The following is a 20,382-nucleotide window of genomic DNA, read 5'->3' on the forward strand; positions in this document are numbered from 1 at the left end:
CCAACCGAATCAAGCTCGGCTGGACCATGGTGTCACGGTCAGCGCACTTCGGCGATGAGCTCGACCTCGACGGACGCGTCCAGCGGCAGGGCGGCGACGCCGACGGCGCTGCGGGCGTGACGGCCCGCGTCCCCGAGCACCTCGCCGAGCAGCTCGCTGGCCCCGTTCACGACGTGCGGCTGCCCCGTGAAGCCGGGGGCGCTCGCGACGAACCCGACGACCTTGACGATGCGCACGATCTGCGACAGGTCACCGGCCACGGAGGCCACCGCCGCGAGGGCGTTCAGCCCGCAGATGCGGGCCTGCTCCTTGGCCTGGTCGGGGTCCACCTCGGCGCCCACCTTGCCGGTGACGGCGAGCTTGCCGTCGACCATCGGCAGCTGCCCGGAGGTGTAGATGTAGTTCCCGGTGCGTATGGCCGGCACATAGGCGGCCAGGGGCTTCACGACCTCCGGAAGGGTCAGCCCCAGCTCGGCCAGGCGCTCCTCAGGCGTGCTCACTCCTTCTCCCGCTTCATGTAGGCGACGAGCTGCTCGGGGTTCGGCCCCGGGATGACCGTGACAAGCTCCCAGCCGTCCTGGCCCCAGTTGTCCAGGATCTGCTTCGTGGCATGGGTCAACAGAGGGACCGTCGAATATTCGTAGCGCTTCATGGTGGCACTGTAGACGGGAGTGAGGGCGTCAGGTGGCGGTGCTCCCCCAGTTCCCTCCCGCCTCATGGGTCACGGCGTTCCCTTGCGTCGATGGCATCGCCCCACGGCCATTGTGACGATCCGCATATTGACCTTTTGCCGGTGATCGACAATGCGAAGAAGACGGGGCGAATCTCACAATCTGAACGTTCGAGCGGACCCGGCGGGAGTCTTGGAACGATCTCGCGCCCATGTTCCCGTTGCCCCGTGACGCCAGCGCGAGCGGAGCCGATCGGCGATCATCCCAAGCGGTCGCCGCGGCGGGGGATCCATTGTCGGGGCCTCCCTTTACACGGGCGGTCAGGGAGCCCGGGAAAACGCGTTTCCGGGGCCGCCGGGGTGTGAGGTGCGTCGCAAGCCCCTTCCAAAAGCCGGGCACGGCGAATCGCGAAGTAACCGTTGGGTAGCCTTCGGAACGTGAGTGCTCGCGACACCGATTGGGACGGCGTACGACTTCATGTCGTCACCGGCAAGGGTGGCACCGGAAAGACGACGGTGGCAGCCGCGCTGGCCCTCGCCCTGGCGGCGGGTGGCCGGAAGGTGCTGCTCGTGGAGGTGGAGGGCCGTCAGGGCATCGCCCAGGTCTTCGACACCCCGCCCCTGCCGTACGAGGAGCGGAAGATCGCCGTGGCACCGGGCGGCGGCGACGTGTACGCGCTCGCCATCGACCCCGAAGAGGCCATGCTCGAATACGTCGAGATGTTCTACGGCATGAAGCGGGCCGGCAAGGCACTGAACAAGATCGGCCTGGTCGACTTCGCCACGACCATCGCCCCCGGTCTGCGGGACGTGCTCGTGACCGGCAAGACCAGTGAGGCCGTACGACGTCGCGACAAGTCCGGAAGGCGGGCGTATGACGCCGTCGTCATGGACGCGCCACCCACCGGTCGTATCACCAGGTTCCTCAACGTGACGCTGGAAGTGGCGGGGCTCGCCCGCATCGGCCCGGTGAAGAACCACGCCGACCTGGTACGCGGCGTGGTCGCCTCGCCGGAGACCGCCGTGCACTTCGTCACGCTGCTGGAGGAGATGCCGGTCCAGGAGACGCTGGACGGCATCGACAACCTCCGCGCCGCCAAGCTGCCCGTGGGCGGCGTCTTCATCAACATGGTCCGTCCCGAGCTGCTGCCCGAGGCCACCCTCGACGCCGCCATGAAAGACCGGTTCGACCCCGGTGAGCTGGCGCTCGGCCTGAAGGCCGCGGGCATCGCCGACGGCACGTCCGACGCGTCCGCGATCGCCGAGGCGCTCACGGAGGAGATCTCCGAGCACGCCCAGCGCAACCACCTGGAGCGCCGTGAGAGGCAGGCGCTCGCGGAGGCGAAGGCCCCCCACTACGAGCTGCCGTTGCTCGCCGACGGCGCCGACCTGGCCGGTCTGTACGAGCTGGCGGAAGCGATCCGTTCCCAGGGAGCAGCGTGAAGTCTCAGACGGGGAAGGCCCCCCGCACGTCACCCATCCAGAGCCACCACGGGACCTCGCCCGTTCTCGACATGGACGCCGTGCTCGACGACCCGGGCACGCGCATCGTCGTGTGCTGCGGCTCGGGCGGCGTGGGCAAGACCACGACGGCGGCGGCGCTCGGCCTCCGAGCGGCCGAACGGGGCCGGCGCGTGGTGGTGCTCACGGTCGACCCCGCGCGGCGCCTGGCCCAGTCGATGGGGCTCACCGAGCTCGACAACACGCCGCGTGTGGTCGCCGGGGTCGGTGGCACCGGCGAGCTGCACGCGATGATGCTCGACATGAAACGCACCTTCGACGAGATCATCGAGGCGCACGCCGATCCCGAACGAGCCCGGCAGATCCTGACCAACCCGTTCTACGAGTCGCTGTCGTCGAGCTTCTCCGGGACGCAGGAGTACATGGCGATGGAGAAGCTCGGGCAGCTCCGCCGCTCGGACGAGTGGGATCTCATCATCGTCGACACCCCGCCGTCGCGGTCGGCGCTCGACTTCCTCGACGCGCCCGAGCGGCTCGGCCGCTTCCTCGACGGACGGCTCATCAGGATCCTGATGGCTCCCGCCAAGGCCGGGGGCCGGAGCGCGTTCAAGCTGCTCAACGCCGGTTTCGGCCTTGTCGCGGGCGCGCTGACGAAGATCTTGGGCGCCCAGTTCCTCAAGGACATCCAGACGTTCGTCGCGGCCCTCGACGCCGTCTTCGGCGGGTTCAGGCAGCGCGCCGACCAGACGTACAGGCTGCTCCAGGCTCCCGGCACCGCGTTCCTCGTCGTGGCCGCGCCGGAACGGGACGCGATGCGGGAGGCCTCGTACTTCGTGGAGCGACTGGCCGAGGAGCGCATGCCCCTGGCCGGCCTGGTGATCAACCGGGTCCATCGGTCCCCGGCGCCGGCCCTCTCGGCCGCCCGCAGCACGGCGGCCGCGGAGGATCTCGAATCACGTGGTGAACACGAACTGACGTCCGCCGTGCTGCGGCTTCACGCCGGACGTATGCAGCTCGCCGCGCGCGAGCATAGGGAGCAGGAGCACTTCGCTTCGGCCCACCCCACAGTGCCGATCGCCCAAGTACTCGCGATGCCGGAGGACGTGCACGATCTCGAAGGCCTGCGCAAGATCGGTGAACTCCTGGCGTCATGAAGTGGCTCCCGCCACAGCCGTGCAACCTCGTGAACTACCACGCAGGTGACCCAGGGACGCGATCGAGGGGCCCGTGCATGGCCCCTCGCGTCGTGATAGCGGGCATGAGACGGACACCGCCCCAGCCCCTGAACTCAGCCGGCAATCAGCTCGTTGGTCCGCTCGTACTCTTCCTTGGCGACCTCTAGCAGGTCACGCCAAGACGTCACATCCGGCCGTCGCCTGAGCAGCGCACGCCGCTCGCGCTCGGTCATCCCGCCCCACACCCCGAACTCGATGCGATTGTCCAGTGCATCCGCGAGGCATTCGGTACGGACCGGGCATCCTCGGCAGATGAGCTTCGCCCTGTTCTGGGCGGCACCCTGAACGAACAACGCGTCAGGATCCGCGCCCCGACAGGCGGCACGGGAGGTCCAATCCGTGATCCACATTTCGACCCCACTCCCCTATAGGTGGTCAGTCGTCACTTGGCGGCCGACGGGCGCGGGCGTCGAGCCTCCTTATTCAGTTGCCGCAGAGGAGAACGTACGCAACCAGACGTTCGGACCGACAGACCCCGGCCGGGTCAATTTCCCACATGGTCATGTCAGGCCATGTGGCCGGGAATGACTAGTCCTCCCCTCCGCGAGTCGCCGACGAGTCAATGCGAAATGGACTTTGAGTACCTATTGAGTCAGCGACTCGGCATACGCTTGGTCTCGTGCAAGCTCAAGGCAAAGCCCGCGGGTCCGTGTTCGGGAACCTCCTCCGCCTGATCGCGGCGTCCGTCGCGGCGGGGGTGCTGGCCGCCGCCATCGCCCTGCCCGCCGTGGGCGGAGCCGGCGTGGGGGTCAAGAGTGCCACCGATGTGCTGAACCTGAAGCCCGAAGACCTCAAAGAGCCGCCGCTACCGGAGAAGACCGAGATCCTCGACTCCAGCGGCAAGCTGATCGCACAGTTCTACTACCAGAACCGCGAATCGGTGGCACTGGACAAGGTCGCCCCGGTCATGCAGGAGGCGATCATCTCCATCGAGGACTTCCGCTTCTACGAGCACGGCGCCCTCGACCTGGAGGGCTTCGCCCGCGCGATGATGAAGAACTTCCAGTCGGGCGGCGTCTCCCAGGGCGGATCCTCGATCACCCAGCAGTACGTTAAGCAGGTGCTGCTCAACAAGGCCGAGACCGACGAGGAGAAGCTCGCGGCCATCGCCCCGACGGTCTCCCGCAAGCTCAACGAGCTCCGGTACGCCATGGCCGTCGAGGAGAAGTACTCCAAGGACAAGATCCTTGAGAACTACCTGAACATCGCCTACTTCGGCGCGAGCGCGTACGGCATCCAGGCCGCCTCCAAGCGGTTCTTCGACAAGCCCGCCTCCAAGCTGAACCTCCAGGAGGCGGCCACGCTCGCGGGGGCCGTACAGAACCCCAACGCGACCGACCCGAACCTGGGCAAGAAGAACAGGGCCGCCCTGCTGGCCCGGCGCAACGTCGTCCTCGACCGGATGGCCGAGCTGCACAAGATCACGCCTGAAGAGGCCGCCACCGCGAAGGCCAAGAAGCTGGTCTACAAGGACATCTCGATCCCCGGCGGCTGCGAGCAGAGCGACTACCCGTACTTCTGCCTGTACGTCCAGCACGAGATCCTGAACGACAAGCAGTTCGGCAAGACCGAGAAGGCCCGCAAGGAGTTCCTCAACCGGGGTGGACTGACCATCAAGACCACCCTGGACACCAAGATGCAGAAGGCCGCCGACAAGGCCATCAAGAAGTGGGTCTACGCCTCCGACAAGCCCGTCGCCGCCGAGGCTCTGGTCGAGCCGGGCACCGGTGCCATCAAGGCCATGGCCGCCAGCCGCAGGTTCGGCAACAGCAAGAAGAAGAACGAGTCCAACTACAACCTGGTCGCCGACGTCGCGCACGGCGGCGGCACGGGCTTCCAGGCGGGTTCGACCTTCAAGGCCTTCACGCTCGCCACGGCGCTGAAGGAGGGCCTGCGGTTCGGCGACGGTCTCGACGCGGGCAGCAGCTTCCAGGCGAGCGGCTACAGCGACTTCAAGAACTGCAAGGGCGAGAACGTCGGCGACCCGAGTCACGTCGCGCACAACTCCGAGGGCGGCGGCGGCTTCAAGACCCTCCAGACCGGCACCTGGGGATCGGTCAACACCTTCTTCCTCGGCCTTGAGAAGAAGGTCGGGCTCTGCGACGTCGTCAAGACCGCCAAGGACCTCGGCATCAAGCGCGCCGACGGCGGGAAGCTCCAGGAGGTCGAGACCTTCACCCTCGGCGTCAACGAGATGGACCCCATCACCGTGGCCAGCGCCTACGCCACCTTCGCCGCCCGCGGCAAGTACTGCGAGCCGATGGCGATCACGGCGATCACCGACCGGTACGGCAAGACCACCAACTTCAAGCCCAGCTGCAAGCAGACACTCGACGAGAAGGTCGCCGACGCGGTGAGCGGCATCCTGTCCGGAGTGTTCACGAAGGGCACGATGAGGGGCGTCGGCGGCATCGGCCGCGACGCGGCGGGCAAGACCGGCACGACCGACGGATCCATGACCGCCTGGTTCGCCGGCTACACCCCGGACCTCGCCGGAGCCGTCAGCCTCGGCGACCCGCGCGGCTCGTACACCCACCCGCTGCGCGGCATCACCATCGGCGGCAACTACTACGGCGAGGTGTTCGGCGCCACGATCTCCGGCCAGATCTGGAAGGCCACGATGCTCAGCGCCCTGAAGGACATCCAGGCCTCGTCCTTCACCCCGCCGGACATGAGCCGCTTCGGCGGTTGCAGCGGCGGCTGCGCGCCCAAGCCTCCGAAGGAGCCGGTCGACAACAACGGCAGCCCCTACCCCGTCCCGGACGGCAACGGCGGTAACGGTGACAACGGCGGCGGAAACGGCGGCGGCGGGGGTAACCGCGGCGGCGGAAACGGCGGCGGCGGGGGCAACCGCGGCAGCGAGACCGGCGACGGCGGTCTCGACCTGGTCACCCCCACCACCGCTCCGAACACCCGCAACGGCTGACCAACGAAAGGCGCCCCCACAGAGTCACCTGTGAGGGCGCCTTTCCGCTCGCAAGAGCCCCTGATGCACGACCTCGGGCCACCTCAGCCCGCGAGACGGGTGCGCACGGCCTGGGCCACCCTGCCGCCCTCCGCGCGTCCGGCGACCTTGGGGTTGAGGACCTTCATGACCTGGCCCATGGCCTTCGGACCCTCGGCGCCGCTCTCGGAGATGGCCTCCGCGACGAGCCTGTCGAGCTCCTCGTCGCTCAGCTGGGCGGGGAGGTACTCCTCAAGCACGGCGTGCTCGTCCTGCTCCGCCTGCGCCTGCTCGGTCCGCCCAGCACCCGCGAACGCCTCGGACGCCTCCCGGCGCTTCTTGGCTTCCCTCGTCAGCACCTTGACGATCTCGTCGTCGGAGAGCTCGCGCGCCGACTTGCCCGCGACCTCCTCGGTGCTGACGGCCGCCAGGGCCATGCGCAGCGTTCGGGTCCGCACCTCGTCACGCGCCTTCATCGATGTCGTGAGGTCGGCCTTCAGCTTGTCCTTCAAAGCACTCATGGTCACCATCTTGCCGTGTCGCCGCAGCGCGATCGCCGCTATTTCCCTCTGACCGGGGTCCCGCTCACGGAGTGTCATCACGAAAACCCCTGTTCTTCGCGTTGGGAGGCAGCATGCCGCGCCCTCATGCATCATGAAGGGGTGAGGAAAGCTGCCGCGATACCCCTGTCCTTGCTGGGCCTCGGCGTTGCCGGGATCGGCTACGCCTCGGTCATCGAGCGCAACTGGTTCCGGCTCAGGCGCTTCGACGTTCCGGTCCTGGCGCCGGGGCAGCGGCCGGTGCGCATCCTGCAGATCTCCGACCTGCACCTCACGCCCGGGCGCACCCGTCTGATCAACTGGGTGCGCTCACTGGAGGCCCTCGATCCCGACCTCGTGGTCAACACGGGTGACACGCTGGCCCACCCGGATGCGGTGGGGGCCTACCTGCACGCGGTCGAGCCTCTGCTGTCCCGCCCCGGCCTGTTCGTCTACGGGTCCAACGACCTGTACGCCCCCAGGCCCAAGAACCCCGCGCGCTACCTCTGGCGATCGTCCAAGAGCGACAGGCGCCAGCACATCCCCAACCTCCCGTGGGACGAGCTGGGCGCCGGCATGACCGCCGCGGGCTGGCTCGACATGAACAACACCACCGCGCGCGTCAAGGTGGGCGATCTCGACGTCTTCGTGGGCGGCATCCACGACTCCCACATCAACCGTGATCGGTACGACCACATCGCCGGCCCCGCTCCCGCCGACGCCGACCTCCGACTGGGGGTCATGCACTCCCCCGAGCCCAGCAACATGTCCCGCTTCGCCGGTGACGGCTACCAGTTGCTCCTGGCAGGTCACACCCACGGCGGCCAGCTGTGCGTCCCGTTCTACGGAGCCCTGGTGACCAACTGCGGCATCGACCGCGCCAGGGTGAAGGGCCTGCACCGCCACGAGTCCGCCTGGCTCCACGTCTCCGCGGGCCTCGGCACCTCTCCCTACGCCCCGGCGCGCTTCGCCTGCCCGCCCGAGGCGACCTTGCTCACCCTCGTCCCTCGCCGCCCCACCCGCCCCTGACGTACGACTCCACGAAATCGCGCATCGCCCGATGCGTCAGGCCCTTTCGTCCCTCCCGGATGACGCGAGCACCACCAAAGTCCGCTAGACTCATGCGAGCACAAGCAAAAGCGCCTGTGCACCGGGGTGTAGCGCAGCTTGGCAGCGCGCTTCGTTCGGGACGAAGAGGTCGTGGGTTCAAATCCCGCCACCCCGACCCAGCTCAGCGGCCGTTTCTCCTTAACCGGAGAGGCGGCCGTTTCGCTGTTTGGGGAAGGATTGGGGAATCATGATCACGTTGGTTCCCTCGCGCCATGGTGCGAGCGCGGCGTCCAGCACGGGGACCTGCGAGCGGGGATGGATCTCGTGCCGCAGTTTCAGCCCCATCTCCCACAGGCCCTGCAGCAGCGCCAGGAGCTCGGCCACCATGTCGCTGGTGATGTGCGCGTAGCGGCCCTGCATGGTGTTGTCCTGGTGGCCCATGCGGTCGACCTTCAGCGCCTTCTTCACCCCGCCGTCGTCCATCCACGTCTGCAGGCCGTGCCGCAGCCCGTGCCAGGTGAGCCCCGGGCGTAGCGGCAGCCACGTCGCGATGTGCCGGCGATCAGGGTCCGCCGGGTCGTAGCCCCACTGGCCTCTCTTCCGGGGGATGACGAAGTCCTGCCCGGCGACCGCGTACGGCCAGGCGGGCAGCAGCGGCCGGCCCGGGAACGTACTCGTTCCGGTTTCGTCCGGGGTGACGTCGACGATGACCGGCCGCGGCGGCCTCGGCCACCGCTTCTCATTCTTCGCCGGGTACACCCCGTCGGCGGCCGGGCGCATCACCCCCGAGCTGAACACGCCGCGCTGGTAGTGCGCGCCGCCGGCGCGGCCCTTGCGGCCCGGTGTGAGGAACAGGTACCGGCGGCCGGCGCACCACTCCACGAGCTCGGCCCCGTCGACCTTCGGCAGATGCTCCGCGCGCCCGGTGCAGCTGCACGTCCTCGCCCGCTCGGCCAGTTCGCACAGCAGCGCCTGGAGGAACGGCGGGACGTCGGCCTCACGGATGGAGCCATCCTTGGGCCACCCACGGTAGAAGCCCGCCAGCTCATACAGCTTGGTGTTGATGTTCAGCCGGGCACCCCCATCGAGGAGGGACTCAGGGCCGAGCGCCAGGATCTCCGACCACCGCGCCCCGAGGTAGGCCTTGGCGACCGTCAACACGAACACATCCATGTCGCCGGCGAGCAGCGCCGCCCGCTCGGCGAGCAAGATCACCTCCAGCGGGGTGGGCCACTGCTTGGCCGCGCGCAGGTGCGCCTCCACCCGCCGGACGGCCTTGCGCCCCTTGCCGCGCTTCCTGGCGGCCGGGTTGCTCGGGATGTGCCGGGGCACGGCGTCGGCAAGGATCGTGCCCAGCAGCCGGCGCACGTCCTGGGCGGTACGCGGCGCGTAGCCGGCCCTGACCATGCCACGCTCCCACGGGTCCATCTCCTCAGGCGTGAAGGAATCCAAGCGCCGCTCCTGGAACACCGGCAGCAGATGGTTCTCCAACATCGAGCGGTAGTTGCGCATCGTCGTGGGCTCCAGAGCCAGCCCGTCGAACCACGTGCCGGACCACTCGCCGAAGGTGATCGACGCGTCCGGGTCCTTCCAGCGGCCGCGGCGGATGTCGGCCTCGGCGTCCAACCCGAAGTTGCGCGCCTCCTCCTCGTCAGCGAACTTCTCGCCGCGCGCGTTCCGCGAGACTCGTTTCTTCTTACCGTCGGGCTTGAGGTAAACGACCGACCAGTGACCGCCTCGGCACTCGGTCGAAGGCATGACAACACTCCTCTCAGGGGGAGGGGGAAAGATCAGGGCGGCCCCCCGCGGACCGCCCTGACCACTCATAACCAAACCGGCATGACCGCTATCGGGGGAGGGAAAAACCAGCGCAGGACCTCAGTGCCCGCAATGGATAGATCCTTCGCGAGGTCCTCGGTCATCTCACTGGCCGGCACGTCGGTAGCCACGCCGTACCGGGTGAAGCGAAACCGTAATTCCCGGGGGATCTCCATATCTCGCCGAACGAACCGGCAGGTTCCCCAAGGTCTGACCGCTGGAACGTTCCTCGGTATCAGCATGCTCAATTGGGCGGTTGCGGAGGCTGCGAGCAACGGGATCAGGCGCTCCCGAACCTGTCCCTGCTCAACGGCACAGTCAATGCGGGTCGGATGCACTTGGACGGCGGCGAGAGCGCATCCCTGGAAAGCGTCGGGGTCAACAGTGGTGTACCTAACTAGGATCATCTTCGTCCCATTTCGGTGGCGCATGTGCGGTTACAGCTATGAGGACGGTAGCTGTGGCACATTGCCCCATTATTGATCGATAGTCCACCTCTCGAAATGTAACTGTGATGTCAGGCTGGGGGGTTAATATGCGTATGTCCGACTCTTGCCGTATTAATCCTTTTGATCCTGGTGGGCCTCATTGAGGTGGACGGCAAGTGCTTCGGCCATTTTTCGGAGCCTCTCCACGTCCGCCGGCGACAGACCCCCAGGTGGCATGCGTACCGGGATGAGCATGACGCTGTCGTCAAGCGGGACCTCAACAACCCCGAGCTCGGGTCCCACCATCTCCGTCAACACGGCGGCTGCGTCGTCACGCCCTGCGCTCTGTAGATCGGCTGGAGATATCCCGAGGGCGTAGGCCATGTGTGCCAGCGTCTGGGCCCTGGGCACGATCCGGATGGGGGCTGTATCCCGCCCTGTCCCCTTGTATCCGCGTTCGACGTTTCCCCAGGTTACCTCGCTGATTCCCGCCTTCTCTGCGGCCGCCGGGATCGACAGGCGAGGCCGGATGCTCTCCCGGACGCGCCGAATCAGCGCGCCCTCGCGCGTAGGAGGCGGCAGGTCCCTCGCCATGGCCCGTCGTCCTTCCAGCAAAGTACAGCAAATGACAGGAACAGAGTCGCCTACTGCCGTCCGGCTGGCAAGCAAGGAAGCCCTTAGGTACAGAAACGTAGTAGGGGTTCTTGCGTATCACTTTTCTTTGCTTTACTTTGCTACCCATGACTACGAGAGAGAGGCAGCGGCCACTTCTCCAGGATCACGCGGAGCTCCGACGTCGGCGCTTACTGGCTGGCATGAGTCAGGCGGCTCTAGCAAGGCAGGCCGGGATCGGCGTATCTCATGCGTCCCTCATCGAGAGCGGGAGGAGATCAGCTGGTGTCGAGTTACTCGGCCGTTTGGCTGGGGTGCTCGGCTGTGAGGTAGGCGACCTCATGGCACCTGAGGCGCTCCAAGGAGTGAGCAGGCCATGAGCGCGGCACCCGAGGAGGATGTGCCGGCCTATCGCCTGTACAACAGCAAGGAGGCCGCCGAACGTGCCCGCCCCGGGCTCGGCGCCAGGGTGTTCCGCCAGCTGGCGCGGAGCGGTGAGGTGGAGTACACCCCCGTGGGCCGCCTGATCTTCTGGACCGACCCTCAGATCGCCGCCGCGGTGGCCTACCTGGCAGCGCTTGGCGTCAGCAAGCAGGCCAAGAAGCAACCCGCACCCCGCCAGAGCCGTACGGCCGCCAGCCCGCGAGCCCCACGGGATCGCGCGCCGCTCGTAGCCAGGCCTGGCCGCAGGTACCTCAGCGCGGCAGCGAACGGCTCGGGGTGAGCCGTCGTGAAGATTCGGATCGCTGGCACATCCGCCGAGGTCGCTGCTGAGGTCGAGCGTCTCAGTGCCCTGTATCACGTCCGCTCGGAGTCCGAGCAGCAGCGGGCCCGCACGCCGAGCGGCCAGGTCTGGGTCTACCTCGACATCGCCGGTCTCAGCGCCGATTCAGTGCTGCTGCCCGTCCCCGACGTCGAGCACGCTCTGGCCGCGCTGCACGCCCTGGCCGCCGGCGAGGGGCTGGACCCCATCAGCGCCGGTGTCGCCGAGCGGATCGGCGCCGCGCTTGCGGCCGCCGCGCGGTCGGACACCGTACACCCCGTCCCCGACACGTTCAGCGCCCAGCCGCGCTGACGCCTCCTCGGCTGTGCCACCAGCCGAGGAGGCCTGATCCAGCCCCATCTCACGAGAGCAGATCCACATGTTGATTCTCTCCCGCCGCCGCCGCTCCTTGGAGCGCCTGCCCGAACCGACCGTTCAGGAGGTCCGCGCGTTCATGGACGCGATCAGAGCGGAGTCGATCGCCGAGCTCCACTACGACGGGCCGGTGCCCGCCGTCGACGTCCAGGCGGAAGTGGACTCCTGGGAGTACGACAAGACGTACCGCCCGTGGGAGTACGCCCGGCGCCTGGCCGACGTCGAGCTCGGCGGGCGCGCCGCCCTCGCGATGCAGGCCGGTGCCGCGTGAGCATCCTGGCCCCCACCCTGCCCCCCGCGGGCATCCCGCTGCTCGTCATCGACGAGCGCACCGGGCTGCGCCGGTCCGCGATCCGCTGGCCTGACGGAAACCCGCCGCCGGTCGGCGGCTGCCGGTGGTGTGGTTTCACCTGGGAGGTCCACCAGCCCGACGGGGTGGGCGACCGGGTGCCCGCCGGCCGGTGCCCCGGGTTCGACTCGCCGACCAGCGCGCAGCGCCGGGCCCGCGCCGCGGCTCATGCCGCGCGGGTCCAGGCGTTCCGCGAGGTCGAGGACGAGCTGATCGACCGGCTCCTCGCCGGGCTGCGGGACGGTGCGGCATGACACAGCAGTCCCGCTACGTGCTGTCGGCCGACGAGCAGCTGACGAAGCTCGCCGAGCGGTGGCCGCCCGGCTCCCTGATCATCAACCTGGCCGGCCGTCAGCGTGGTGTGGTCACCGTGGTGGCCGACTCGATCGCGTCCGACTGGAACGACGGCAACCCCGGGCACTTGGCCCTGATGGCGATGCGGCAGGAGGCCGGGCTCGGCGGTTTGGTCCACGCCGCTTGGGAGCACGGCGACAGCTGCTGGACCCGGGTGGGTTCCCTCGGCATCGAGGACCGCGACGGCCTGTACCGGGTGATCCAGGACCAGGAGTTCCCCTGGTGGATTCCGGTCTACCGGCTCGCCGAGGTCGATGGCGAGCTGATCTGGTGGCCCGCCGACCGCGAGCTCCTGTCTGAGTGGAGCTGGGCTGATCGCCGGGCCCAGGCCGTGATCGACGCGCAGCGCGAGGCCCGCGAACTGCGGGTGTGCCGTCTGCCGGTGGCCCGCAGCCAGACGAGGCGGCCGGCTCGCAAGTCGAGAGCGGGCTGGTCATGAGCCGCCCGGAGAGCGACTACTTCGACTGGGCGATGGTCGGTGGCCACGCCAAGGGCTGCAAGCAGACCCGCTGGGAGATCCGCGAGCGGCACGACGAGCACATCACCGGCCGCCAGGAGATCGAGCTGCAGGCGGTCTGCCCGCAGGTGGGCGGCTGCGGCGTGGCCATCACGTGGTCGTTCAGCGTCGCGCCCGACACCGACCCGGTCAGCGGCGACGTGCGCTCGGGGACCGGCTGGAGCAGCGGGCCGGTTGAGCACATCGGCTACGGCACCAAGCCGACCCGCGCCGGTGAGGTCTGGTTGCACGCCGGCGCCCCGCTGATCCTCGGGCACGCCGAGGGACCGGCGTACTACCTGGTGACCCGGTCGCAGACCCCGCCCGCCGACTGGGCCGAGGTCCTCGGCTCCGTCGCCCCCGCCCGCCACCGCGGCCGCCAGGTGAAATCCCGGTGGCTCGCCGGTGCCGGCTACTCGCCCGGCAAGTACGGCACTCGCCCGACGCAGACGTGCGACGACCGCAAGAGCCGCACGGCGGCGGTCGCGTGGGTCCTTGAGCGCGCCGCCGACGAGCCTTCCCCCACCGCTGCGGCCGATCCGGCCGCCGCTGCCACCCCCACCAGGGAGACCGCTTCATGAGCATGCTCAGCGAGACCAACAACACTCGGATGGAGCACCCGACCGCCGGGCCGGTGGAGCAGGGCGAGGACCAGCCGCCGCGCGCGGCGGTCGCGTTCGGCCCGCACCGGCGCCTGTGGTTCGGCGACCCCGCCGAGCTCGCCGCGCTGGAGGAGGTCGCGCGCACCCAGCGGTTGCGCCTGGAGGCGATTCTCGGTCACGTCCCGCTCGCGGCAGCCGCGCCCGCGCCCTTCCCGCCTGCCGCGCCCGCGCCGGTCCACCACGAGCGCACCGCCCCGGCGCCCGCCTACTCGGCGCCGGCCTACACCGGGCCCCCGCCCGGTGAGCCTGACAGCTCGGTGTTCCGGCCGTACGTCCCGCAGTCCCAGCGCCTCCAGCCGGGGCAGGCGGAGGCCGTGGACCCTACACGGGCGGTCCGGCCGTGACCGGCGGCCGCCACCAGCAGCCGCGGCCGCGGCTGCTGGACCGCGCCCGGACGCGCCTGGAGCGCGCCTGGACGCGCCTTGGTCGCGCGCACGCCGAGAGCGCGCCGCGCTGGGGCATCTGGACCTGAGATGCCCCGCCTGATCGCTCCCCCACCGGCCGCCGCGGGCCGGTGGGGGAGCCCCGCCCGAACGCGACGGCTCGTCCTCATCGCCGCGCTCGCCCTGCCTACCGCGCTGGCCTGGCTGCAGCTCACCGCCGCCAGCCCTGCTGTCACACATCCCCCGGTGATCGTCCGGACCGGCATGCCGCCGACTCCGTTCGTCACCGTCTCCCCACATATGGAGTCCCGATGACCGACATCACCAAGCGCCGCCGCCCTGACCCACGGCTGCGGATCATCACCGAGGCCCTGAGCAAGCCCGGCGCCGACCACTCGCCGGCCACCATCCTGAGGGGCCTGTCCCCGCTGGACGAGTACCACGTCGCGTGGGACATCGACGTGCGGGAGCTCGCGCGGCACGTCTACACCAAGCTCTACGGCCGCCCCGCCTCCGAGGCGAGCCCGCTGGAGCAGGCCGAGGACGCCAAGCGCGCCCGTGACCTCGGCGCCGAGATCGGCGCGCTGACGAGCGGCTACGAGGAACTGACGTCCGCGCTCTGGTACCCGGCCCAAGAGGGGGACATCGTTCACATCGGCCATGAGCCGCTCGCCGACCACCTTCCGCCCTTCGGGGAGACCTACCTCGTCTACGACGACAAAGAGAAGGGCGGCCTGGTCCTGCGGCTGATCGCGTGGACCGGTACGGAGCACGCTGCCAGTCGCTACTACGCGCCCGGCATGGTGGGCGACCCACTGATGGAGCCGTGGATGGAGGCCGGGCCCGGCGCGCTCACCGTGGTCCGGGATGGCCGGGTCGTCCACGACGGTGCGGCCCGCCGGCTCTCGCCGTGATCTACGTGTACGTCGTGGTGGCGTTCATCGTCGCCGCGGTGCCGTACGCGGCGCTGATCGGCGCCGTCCTCGCGGTCGCCGCCGGGCTGGTGCGCCTCGGCTCGCGGTTCCCTGTCTACCGGCGGCCGGCGAGCAGGCGCCCCGGCAGGCCCTCCCAGTGACCTACGACCAGACGTGCGCGGCCCTTCCTATCGGGGGTGGGGCCGCGCACGCCCAACGCATGGCGGTATGCCGATGACCCTTACTGGCACCTTCGTCCTGGCCCTCACGCCAGGAGACACCCTCACCGCCCTGGCCCAGGCCGCCCAGCTCGGCACCGCCGCGCTGGGCCTGCTGCTGCGGTACGTCACCCGGCCGCCCCGGCCCGGGGTCAGCCGTGACGAGCTGGCACAGGACTACGGGCTCAGCGTCGGCGCGCTGCGCCGCGACAACGGCGAGCTCGCCGACGCGGGCTTCCTCATGCAGGCGCGCCGCCCCGTCGGCAAAGGCGGGTGGCAGCACCTGATCCTCGTGGCCACCGAGCCCGGGCGGCTGCCCGCCGAGCACGAGGCATGGGTGCTCCTGGACGCCGCCCTCGCGGCCGACCAGGCCAACACCTCCGCGCCAGCCGCGCATGTTGCGACCTGCGACGACACCGAAGAACCCCAGGTCGCAACATGCGTCCAAAACCCGCACATAGAACCAGTTAACCCCTTCTCCCCGGGCGGCCCACGGCCGCCGGGGGACAAGCCACAACCCTCGGTGGTGGCCACCGTCGCCGAACTGCGGCAGCTCGCCCAGTTGCCGCCACTACCAGCACCTGCGGACCAGGGTGATCTGTGGTTGACCCCTGGCCAGGTGCTGAGCCTGACCACGCACTACCCGCCCCGGCACGGCGACCTGGCCCTCGGCGTGCTGGCCAGAGTCGGCCTGCCGTTCTACCTGGCACCCCGGGTCATGGCCCTGCTCATGCAGGGCTACGACACCGGGCAGCTGGGGCGGACCCTGCGGGACGTGCACGAGGGCGAGCACCCCTCAGCGCTGGCGCGGTGGCGGCTGGACCAGATGCTCCTGGCCCCCGATCCCGACCACGTGGCATGGCGGGCGCCCAGCTCGGTGATCGAGCCCCCAGCGACCGGGCCGGCCGCCGAGGCGGCGACCGCGCGCGGCGCTTCCCTCGCCAGGGCCCTGATGCGCGAGCGGGGGATCCGGGCGTGACCGTCGCCGCGGTGGTGCTGCCGCTGTGGGGGGCGGTCGAGGAACGGCGGCTACGCCGGCGGATCCGACGCCGGGCCGGGCGCCGCCGTCACCGCTGCCACGAGTGCCGGCGGCCGATCACTGACCCCGTGTCGCTGCGGTTCAAGCTCGGGTCCGGCTGCCGTCGCAAGCTCGGCATCACCGGCCGGCGCCTCCAGGTCGGCCGGACGATCCGCGTACGCGGCCCCGGGCACGTCACCGGCCAGCTCGACCTGCTGACCTTCTGGCGACTCGAACGGATATCCGCATGAGCTTGGCTCACATTCGCGCGATCATGAAGCAGGTCGTGAACAAGCTGACATGCGAACACGTATTCGAGTCGATCGAGCGCGTCGGGCACGTCGTGACCCTGGAGTGCCCGTTCTGCGGCCGTCGAAAGGTCCGCGTCGACTGAGGAGGCTCGCCACATGGTCCCCAGCTCCCACGACCTTGAACCCTGCCCGTACGGCTGCGGGGAAGAGGTGCTCGTCACGATCACCGAGCACGGCCGGCGCCTGCCGGTGAACCCCGGCCCGGACCCAGCCGGGAACCAGGCCGTCTGGTGTGCGGGCACCGGCACCTGGAGATCGCGGGCCCTCAACGGCCGTGACGCGATGCGGCTCCTCGGCTACGAGGACCCGTTCGTGCCGCACGTCGCGACCTCACCCACCTGCACCCCCCGGCCGCGGCAGACACCCCTGCCCGGCCTGACCATCCCGTCCGCCCGTCGCCGGATCGGACGGCTCCCACGGCCGTACCGCCGCACATGAGAGACAGACCATGACCCCCGACCCCATCAAGATCACCAGGGTGAGCATCGTGCGCGCTGCCCTGGCCGAGATCCCCGCCCGCATCCGCGCCTGGTGGCGGCTGCAGGCCGAGCGCGCCCGTGAGCCGTTCGACTTCGACCAGGACTGGGACACCGACCACCCCGCGGTCGCACCCCGGCCGCCGCAGCTCACCCGTCTCTGCATGGCGAACATCGAAAGCCTGTTCGAGCCTGGCAAACTGCACTGGTGTAATCGTGCTCAGCACCCAGACGACCGGCACGACTGCGACTGCGGCATGCGATGGGGGACAGACTGCCTTGGCTGACCTGATCATCCTTCCCCCGACCTGGACCGAGACCTGGGTCCGCACGCGGCATGGCCGCAAAGCGCACCTCATCGTCAGCGATCTGGTGCTGACCCCGACGCCTGAGGTCCTCGAAGCCTGGTGGGACTACTCCGACGGCGGCGGCCTGCAACTCCTCTACCGTGGGGGCAGCATCAGCCCCTGCACCGACCTTCGAGACGCGAAGACCGAACTACGGCCGGCCCCCCAAACCCTCGCGCGATGCGCTGGATGCCTCGGCACGCTCGAATGCCTGGCCGACCTGGTGGACGACTACCGCAGGGCCTACGTCGCCCAAGCGATCCGACCGGCGGTGGCACGGCTGCGCGCGCACCATGGCGAGGCCTTCGATCGGCAGGGAAGCGCCCGATGACACCAGCCCGTCCCCTGCCGCCCCCGCCCCCGGAGGGTGCCGCCGAGGACTGCTTCAACGACGAGGCGCCCAGCGTCGGATGGCGCTGGTATCGCGCCCTCGGCACCTGGGAGCGCGTCTGCGTCGCCCACAGCGGCGGCAGCAAACCATTCCGGACGGGCGACTACGTCCCCGACTGGGCCCGCGTTGAACGAACCCTCAAGGAGTCAGACCATGGCTGAAACCCACGATCACGGCGCGGTCTGGATCCAGTCCGACCTGCTGCCAGGCGGCACGTACGTGGCCACGCTGCACGCCGATGACGACAACTCCCGCGTGCTGGACCGTGACACCGCACTCCGCTACGCCGCCGCCGTCCACCAGGCGGCGACCCAGGCCGAGCACGACGCCGCGGTGGTCGCCCAGCTGCGCGCCAGCGGGCTCTCGCGCGAGGAGGCTGCCCTGACCCTGGTCGATCTGCGGGCCGACCGGGCCCCGCTCGACCCGCAGGTCACCGCGCCCCTGGTGTTCAAGCCGTGCGTGTCGGCCAACCGCGGCGTCGGATACCTGGAGTTGAGCGTGGGCGATCGCCCGCTGGGGCAGTGGGACGCCGATGCCGCGCACGCGCACGCGGGTCACGTCATGGCGGTGGTCGCCGCCGTCGACCTCGACGCGGCCTACCGCCGCTTCCTGATCGGCACGGTCGGCCTGGACGCCACCCACGCGGAGGACATCGTCGGCGACCTCGCCGAGCACATCCAGGCCGCCCAGTGACCGGCCAGCCCCAGACGGGCATGACCGCCGACGAGCGCTACGCCGCCACCCTGCAGGCGCTCATCACCTGCGCCTCGCACGTGTACCGGATCGCCGAACTGGTCGACCTGGGCGAGCTCCAACAGCACCTCGACACGTGCGAGATACTCGCGCCCATCCTGGAACCCACCGCGTACAACGACGGCGGCCGGCTGCTCATCGCCGAGCAGCGCACCTTCCTGCAGGCGACGATCACCTACGTGCAGGCGTTGCGCGGCCTGGAGCGGATGCCCACATGAGCCTCGCCCCGATCACCGTCAGCCTGAACATCGACGCCACCAAGACCCGGCAGGCCCTGGCCCGCCTGTGCGAGCAGGTTGGCACCTTGCACGCCCGCCTGCTGGACGTCCTCCATCCCGTCGCCGCGGCCATGTCCGCGGCCGGCGGCCAGATGGCGGAGCGGATCGACCGCCACCACGTCACCCTGTGGGCGGCCGGCACCGGCCCGGAGGCGCGCCGGCACCGCCGCACCTGCGCCAGATGCACCCCGAGCTACCGCCGCCCCCTGCCGATCAACGGCCACGAGTACCACCGACGCACCCGGACCCGGAGGAAACCATGAGCATCGAGACGAACCTCACCCACCGAGCCGAGGACGACAAGCGTGGAATGACGTTCGGGGAATTAGTCACGTTCGTTGAGGAAGGCACGCGAGCAGGCGTGCCCAACGAGGCGCTCGTACGCCAGGTCGCGACCTGGCGCAGCACGATCAAGGAGCTGAAGGTGTCCACTCAGGTGAGGGCTGGTTGAGCTCTGCCCTTGAAGTCGGGGTGCTGATCGGGGAGCTGCTGCCGCTCCTCGGCCAGCTGCAGGCGCTGCTGGCCGAGCCGGTGGCCGACGCCACCACGGGGACCACCAGCCACCACAAGGCCACCGGCTCGCCGGCACCCTGGCACGAGGAGGCCGCCACCGTGCTGCTAACTATCCACGAGGAGGCGAGGCGCCTGGAGGCCTCGCTCCTGTGGCAGATCACCGGGGAGCTCCCCGCGCGGCGCGGCGGGTCCGATCGCAACACGCGGGCCGCCCTGGCCGTGATCGGCAACCTGGTGCACGCCGTACCCGAGCGCGACGCCCGGGGCGCCCTGCACATCGTCGGCCGGTGGATCCGCAACGCCCGCCAGGTGAAGGACATCGGCATCGAGGAGCGCTGGCAGCCGGCCTGGCCCTCCGGGCCTGGTGAGCTGCCCCCCAAGTGCCCCTACTGCAAGACCTACAGCGTCCGCGTCGCAACACGGGCCGGCCTGGTCGTGTGCATCAACCGCTCGTGCAAGGACGGGAAGGAGGAATCACCGCGCGGCCGACTTGAACGCAGCAGCCTCAACGGAGATCCAATGATCGTATGGAACGACGGTCGTACGATCACCTACCGGAGGGACTGGGCATGACCTGGACAGTGGATGAGGCGGTGCGCGAGCTCGACCCCGCGATGACCACGCCAGAGGTCCGCGCCATGATCCTCTGCTTCCGGATCCCCCCGATCGGGCACCGCCGGGCCGGCCGCGGCCGCCCGGCCCCCGAGTACCGGCAGGAGGAGATCCTGCGCGCGCACGCCGACCTCGCGCCCTGGCTCGTGGCCACCCCCAGCGCCGAAGCTCCCCCGCCCGGGAGACCTTCAAGCTCCCCCGCCCGGGAGACCTTCATGGCGCCTGGTGGACCCCCCGGCGGGGGCCCTGTGTGGACCCCCCGGCGGGGGCCCACTTGAGCCCAGTGGCCCCCCGCCCGTGAGACCTTCATGGCGCCTAGTTGACCGCTCGCTGATTTTCTGGCCTAATTCCGTGACAGGAGAACTGTGTCGAAAACCCGGCTGTCGCCCCTTGAGCGGCCGGGTTTTCGCAT

At 69.6% G+C, this 20,382-nt stretch carries 34 protein-coding genes and 1 tRNA gene; 29 read left to right on the top strand and 6 right to left on the bottom strand.

The genetic code is table 11. The features are described 5' to 3' along the window. Positions 1-38 precede the first annotated feature (38 nt). On the bottom strand, positions 39-500 hold the full coding sequence (locus ACGFIV_RS00705) for a RidA family protein (protein ID WP_358552079.1): 462 nt from the start codon (positions 498-500) through the stop codon (positions 39-41). Continuing rightward, the gene (locus ACGFIV_RS00710; RefSeq protein ID WP_214410020.1) at positions 497-652 is read right to left on the bottom strand and encodes a DUF4177 domain-containing protein; all 156 of its coding nucleotides are present in this window, start codon (positions 650-652) and stop codon (positions 497-499) included. The genes ACGFIV_RS00705 and ACGFIV_RS00710 overlap by 4 nt, the downstream gene beginning before the upstream one ends. A 456-nt stretch (positions 653-1,108) precedes the next feature. On the opposite strand from ACGFIV_RS00710, the gene ACGFIV_RS00715 reads away from it, so the two are divergent. Both ACGFIV_RS00715 and ACGFIV_RS00720 read left to right on the top strand, forming a co-directional pair. Further along, positions 1,109-2,113 carry an ArsA-related P-loop ATPase gene (locus tag ACGFIV_RS00715; protein WP_358552076.1) on the top strand — a complete coding sequence of 335 codons (1,005 nt, stop codon included), beginning with the start codon at positions 1,109-1,111 and terminating at the stop codon, positions 2,111-2,113. Positions 2,114-2,184: 71 nt separating this feature from the next. Continuing rightward, positions 2,185-3,285 (top strand): ArsA family ATPase, encoded by a 1,101-nt coding sequence (locus tag ACGFIV_RS00720; RefSeq protein ID WP_358552111.1) that lies wholly within the window; start codon positions 2,185-2,187, stop codon positions 3,283-3,285. 134 nt (positions 3,286-3,419) lie between these two features. Here the strand turns inward: ACGFIV_RS00720 and ACGFIV_RS00725 are convergent, their stop codons facing one another. Next, positions 3,420-3,716: a WhiB family transcriptional regulator gene (locus tag ACGFIV_RS00725; protein WP_114029663.1), complete on the bottom strand. Its 297-nt coding sequence runs from the start codon at positions 3,714-3,716 to the stop codon at positions 3,420-3,422. 269 nt (positions 3,717-3,985) lie between these two features. Between ACGFIV_RS00725 and ACGFIV_RS00730 the strand changes: the two genes are divergently transcribed. Further along, positions 3,986-6,292, top strand: coding sequence for a transglycosylase domain-containing protein (locus ACGFIV_RS00730; RefSeq protein ID WP_392830678.1), 2,307 nt, complete (start codon positions 3,986-3,988; stop codon positions 6,290-6,292). Between the two features lie 83 nt (positions 6,293-6,375). On the opposite strand, the gene ACGFIV_RS00735 is transcribed toward ACGFIV_RS00730, so the two are convergent. Then, entirely contained in the window at positions 6,376-6,831 is a 456-nt protein-coding gene (locus tag ACGFIV_RS00735) for a GatB/YqeY domain-containing protein (RefSeq protein ID WP_358552072.1), read from the bottom strand. 126 nt (positions 6,832-6,957) lie between these two features. On the opposite strand from ACGFIV_RS00735, the gene ACGFIV_RS00740 reads away from it, so the two are divergent. Together ACGFIV_RS00740 and ACGFIV_RS00745 are read left to right on the top strand one after the other, a co-directional pair. Then, on the top strand, positions 6,958-7,878 hold the full coding sequence (locus ACGFIV_RS00740) for a metallophosphoesterase (protein WP_392830682.1): 921 nt from the start codon (positions 6,958-6,960) through the stop codon (positions 7,876-7,878). A gap of 122 nt (positions 7,879-8,000) precedes the next feature. Further along, positions 8,001-8,074: transfer RNA gene (locus tag ACGFIV_RS00745), tRNA-Pro, on the top strand. Positions 8,075-8,097: 23 nt separating this feature from the next. Here ACGFIV_RS00745 and ACGFIV_RS00750 read toward each other — a convergent pair. Next, complete coding sequence (locus ACGFIV_RS00750; protein WP_392830685.1) at positions 8,098-9,657, bottom strand: hypothetical protein; 1,560 nt, start codon at positions 9,655-9,657, stop codon at positions 8,098-8,100. A gap of 620 nt (positions 9,658-10,277) precedes the next feature. Beyond that, positions 10,278-10,739 (bottom strand): helix-turn-helix domain-containing protein, encoded by a 462-nt coding sequence (locus tag ACGFIV_RS00755; RefSeq protein WP_392830687.1) that lies wholly within the window; start codon positions 10,737-10,739, stop codon positions 10,278-10,280. Positions 10,740-10,885: 146 nt separating this feature from the next. Between ACGFIV_RS00755 and ACGFIV_RS00760 the strand changes: the two genes are divergently transcribed. From ACGFIV_RS00760 to ACGFIV_RS00875, 24 genes are all read left to right on the top strand, one after another. After that, positions 10,886-11,137, top strand: a complete 252-nt coding sequence (locus ACGFIV_RS00760) for a helix-turn-helix domain-containing protein (protein WP_392830690.1) — start codon at positions 10,886-10,888, stop codon at positions 11,135-11,137. After that, the gene (locus tag ACGFIV_RS00765; RefSeq protein WP_392830692.1) at positions 11,134-11,481 is read left to right on the top strand and encodes a hypothetical protein; all 348 of its coding nucleotides are present in this window, start codon (positions 11,134-11,136) and stop codon (positions 11,479-11,481) included. Before ACGFIV_RS00760 ends, ACGFIV_RS00765 begins: the two co-directional genes overlap by 4 nt. A 6-nt stretch (positions 11,482-11,487) precedes the next feature. Beyond that, complete coding sequence (locus tag ACGFIV_RS00770) at positions 11,488-11,832, top strand: hypothetical protein (RefSeq protein ID WP_392830695.1); 345 nt, start codon at positions 11,488-11,490, stop codon at positions 11,830-11,832. A gap of 67 nt (positions 11,833-11,899) precedes the next feature. Further along, positions 11,900-12,166: a hypothetical protein gene (locus ACGFIV_RS00775; RefSeq protein WP_392830697.1), complete on the top strand. Its 267-nt coding sequence runs from the start codon at positions 11,900-11,902 to the stop codon at positions 12,164-12,166. Further along, on the top strand, positions 12,163-12,498 hold the full coding sequence (locus ACGFIV_RS00780; protein ID WP_392830700.1) for a hypothetical protein: 336 nt from the start codon (positions 12,163-12,165) through the stop codon (positions 12,496-12,498). Before ACGFIV_RS00775 ends, ACGFIV_RS00780 begins: the two co-directional genes overlap by 4 nt. After that, positions 12,495-13,037 carry a hypothetical protein gene (locus ACGFIV_RS00785; RefSeq protein ID WP_392830703.1) on the top strand — a complete coding sequence of 181 codons (543 nt, stop codon included), beginning with the start codon at positions 12,495-12,497 and terminating at the stop codon, positions 13,035-13,037. The genes ACGFIV_RS00780 and ACGFIV_RS00785 overlap by 4 nt, the downstream gene beginning before the upstream one ends. Next, complete coding sequence (locus ACGFIV_RS00790; protein ID WP_392830706.1) at positions 13,034-13,675, top strand: hypothetical protein; 642 nt, start codon at positions 13,034-13,036, stop codon at positions 13,673-13,675. The genes ACGFIV_RS00785 and ACGFIV_RS00790 overlap by 4 nt, the downstream gene beginning before the upstream one ends. Then, entirely contained in the window at positions 13,672-14,100 is a 429-nt protein-coding gene (locus ACGFIV_RS00795; RefSeq protein WP_392830709.1) for a hypothetical protein, read from the top strand. Before ACGFIV_RS00790 ends, ACGFIV_RS00795 begins: the two co-directional genes overlap by 4 nt. 129 nt (positions 14,101-14,229) lie before the next feature. Further along, positions 14,230-14,454, top strand: a complete 225-nt coding sequence (locus ACGFIV_RS00800; protein ID WP_392830712.1) for a hypothetical protein — start codon at positions 14,230-14,232, stop codon at positions 14,452-14,454. After that, on the top strand, positions 14,451-15,053 hold the full coding sequence (locus ACGFIV_RS00805) for a hypothetical protein (protein ID WP_392830715.1): 603 nt from the start codon (positions 14,451-14,453) through the stop codon (positions 15,051-15,053). The genes ACGFIV_RS00800 and ACGFIV_RS00805 overlap by 4 nt, the downstream gene beginning before the upstream one ends. Continuing rightward, positions 15,050-15,214, top strand: coding sequence for a hypothetical protein (locus ACGFIV_RS00810; protein WP_392830718.1), 165 nt, complete (start codon positions 15,050-15,052; stop codon positions 15,212-15,214). The genes ACGFIV_RS00805 and ACGFIV_RS00810 overlap by 4 nt, the downstream gene beginning before the upstream one ends. Positions 15,215-15,287: 73 nt before the next feature. Beyond that, entirely contained in the window at positions 15,288-16,250 is a 963-nt protein-coding gene (locus ACGFIV_RS00815; RefSeq protein ID WP_392830721.1) for a hypothetical protein, read from the top strand. Beyond that, complete coding sequence (locus ACGFIV_RS00820) at positions 16,247-16,540, top strand: hypothetical protein (protein WP_392830723.1); 294 nt, start codon at positions 16,247-16,249, stop codon at positions 16,538-16,540. Before ACGFIV_RS00815 ends, ACGFIV_RS00820 begins: the two co-directional genes overlap by 4 nt. After that, entirely contained in the window at positions 16,537-16,683 is a 147-nt protein-coding gene (locus ACGFIV_RS00825; protein ID WP_392830725.1) for a hypothetical protein, read from the top strand. Before ACGFIV_RS00820 ends, ACGFIV_RS00825 begins: the two co-directional genes overlap by 4 nt. Positions 16,684-16,696: 13 nt before the next feature. Continuing rightward, the gene (locus ACGFIV_RS00830) at positions 16,697-17,038 is read left to right on the top strand and encodes a hypothetical protein (RefSeq protein WP_392830728.1); all 342 of its coding nucleotides are present in this window, start codon (positions 16,697-16,699) and stop codon (positions 17,036-17,038) included. 10 nt (positions 17,039-17,048) lie between these two features. Further along, positions 17,049-17,363, top strand: coding sequence for a hypothetical protein (locus ACGFIV_RS00835; protein ID WP_392830731.1), 315 nt, complete (start codon positions 17,049-17,051; stop codon positions 17,361-17,363). Next, positions 17,356-17,754 carry a hypothetical protein gene (locus ACGFIV_RS00840; protein ID WP_392830734.1) on the top strand — a complete coding sequence of 133 codons (399 nt, stop codon included), beginning with the start codon at positions 17,356-17,358 and terminating at the stop codon, positions 17,752-17,754. Before ACGFIV_RS00835 ends, ACGFIV_RS00840 begins: the two co-directional genes overlap by 8 nt. Then, on the top strand, positions 17,751-17,975 hold the full coding sequence (locus tag ACGFIV_RS00845; RefSeq protein ID WP_392830737.1) for a hypothetical protein: 225 nt from the start codon (positions 17,751-17,753) through the stop codon (positions 17,973-17,975). Before ACGFIV_RS00840 ends, ACGFIV_RS00845 begins: the two co-directional genes overlap by 4 nt. Then, positions 17,968-18,507: a hypothetical protein gene (locus tag ACGFIV_RS00850; protein WP_392830740.1), complete on the top strand. Its 540-nt coding sequence runs from the start codon at positions 17,968-17,970 to the stop codon at positions 18,505-18,507. Before ACGFIV_RS00845 ends, ACGFIV_RS00850 begins: the two co-directional genes overlap by 8 nt. Beyond that, on the top strand, positions 18,504-18,785 hold the full coding sequence (locus ACGFIV_RS00855; RefSeq protein WP_392830743.1) for a hypothetical protein: 282 nt from the start codon (positions 18,504-18,506) through the stop codon (positions 18,783-18,785). Before ACGFIV_RS00850 ends, ACGFIV_RS00855 begins: the two co-directional genes overlap by 4 nt. Continuing rightward, positions 18,782-19,108: a hypothetical protein gene (locus tag ACGFIV_RS00860; protein WP_392830746.1), complete on the top strand. Its 327-nt coding sequence runs from the start codon at positions 18,782-18,784 to the stop codon at positions 19,106-19,108. Before ACGFIV_RS00855 ends, ACGFIV_RS00860 begins: the two co-directional genes overlap by 4 nt. Next, positions 19,105-19,296: a hypothetical protein gene (locus tag ACGFIV_RS00865; RefSeq protein ID WP_392830748.1), complete on the top strand. Its 192-nt coding sequence runs from the start codon at positions 19,105-19,107 to the stop codon at positions 19,294-19,296. The genes ACGFIV_RS00860 and ACGFIV_RS00865 overlap by 4 nt, the downstream gene beginning before the upstream one ends. Then, on the top strand, positions 19,293-19,931 hold the full coding sequence (locus tag ACGFIV_RS00870) for a hypothetical protein (protein ID WP_392830751.1): 639 nt from the start codon (positions 19,293-19,295) through the stop codon (positions 19,929-19,931). Before ACGFIV_RS00865 ends, ACGFIV_RS00870 begins: the two co-directional genes overlap by 4 nt. Then, positions 19,928-20,248 carry a hypothetical protein gene (locus ACGFIV_RS00875; RefSeq protein WP_392830754.1) on the top strand — a complete coding sequence of 107 codons (321 nt, stop codon included), beginning with the start codon at positions 19,928-19,930 and terminating at the stop codon, positions 20,246-20,248. Before ACGFIV_RS00870 ends, ACGFIV_RS00875 begins: the two co-directional genes overlap by 4 nt. Positions 20,249-20,382 lie beyond the last annotated feature (134 nt).

The sequence above is a fragment of the Sphaerisporangium sp. NPDC049003 genome (assembly GCF_043197795.1).
Lineage (GTDB): Bacteria > Actinomycetota > Actinomycetes > Streptosporangiales > Streptosporangiaceae > Sphaerisporangium.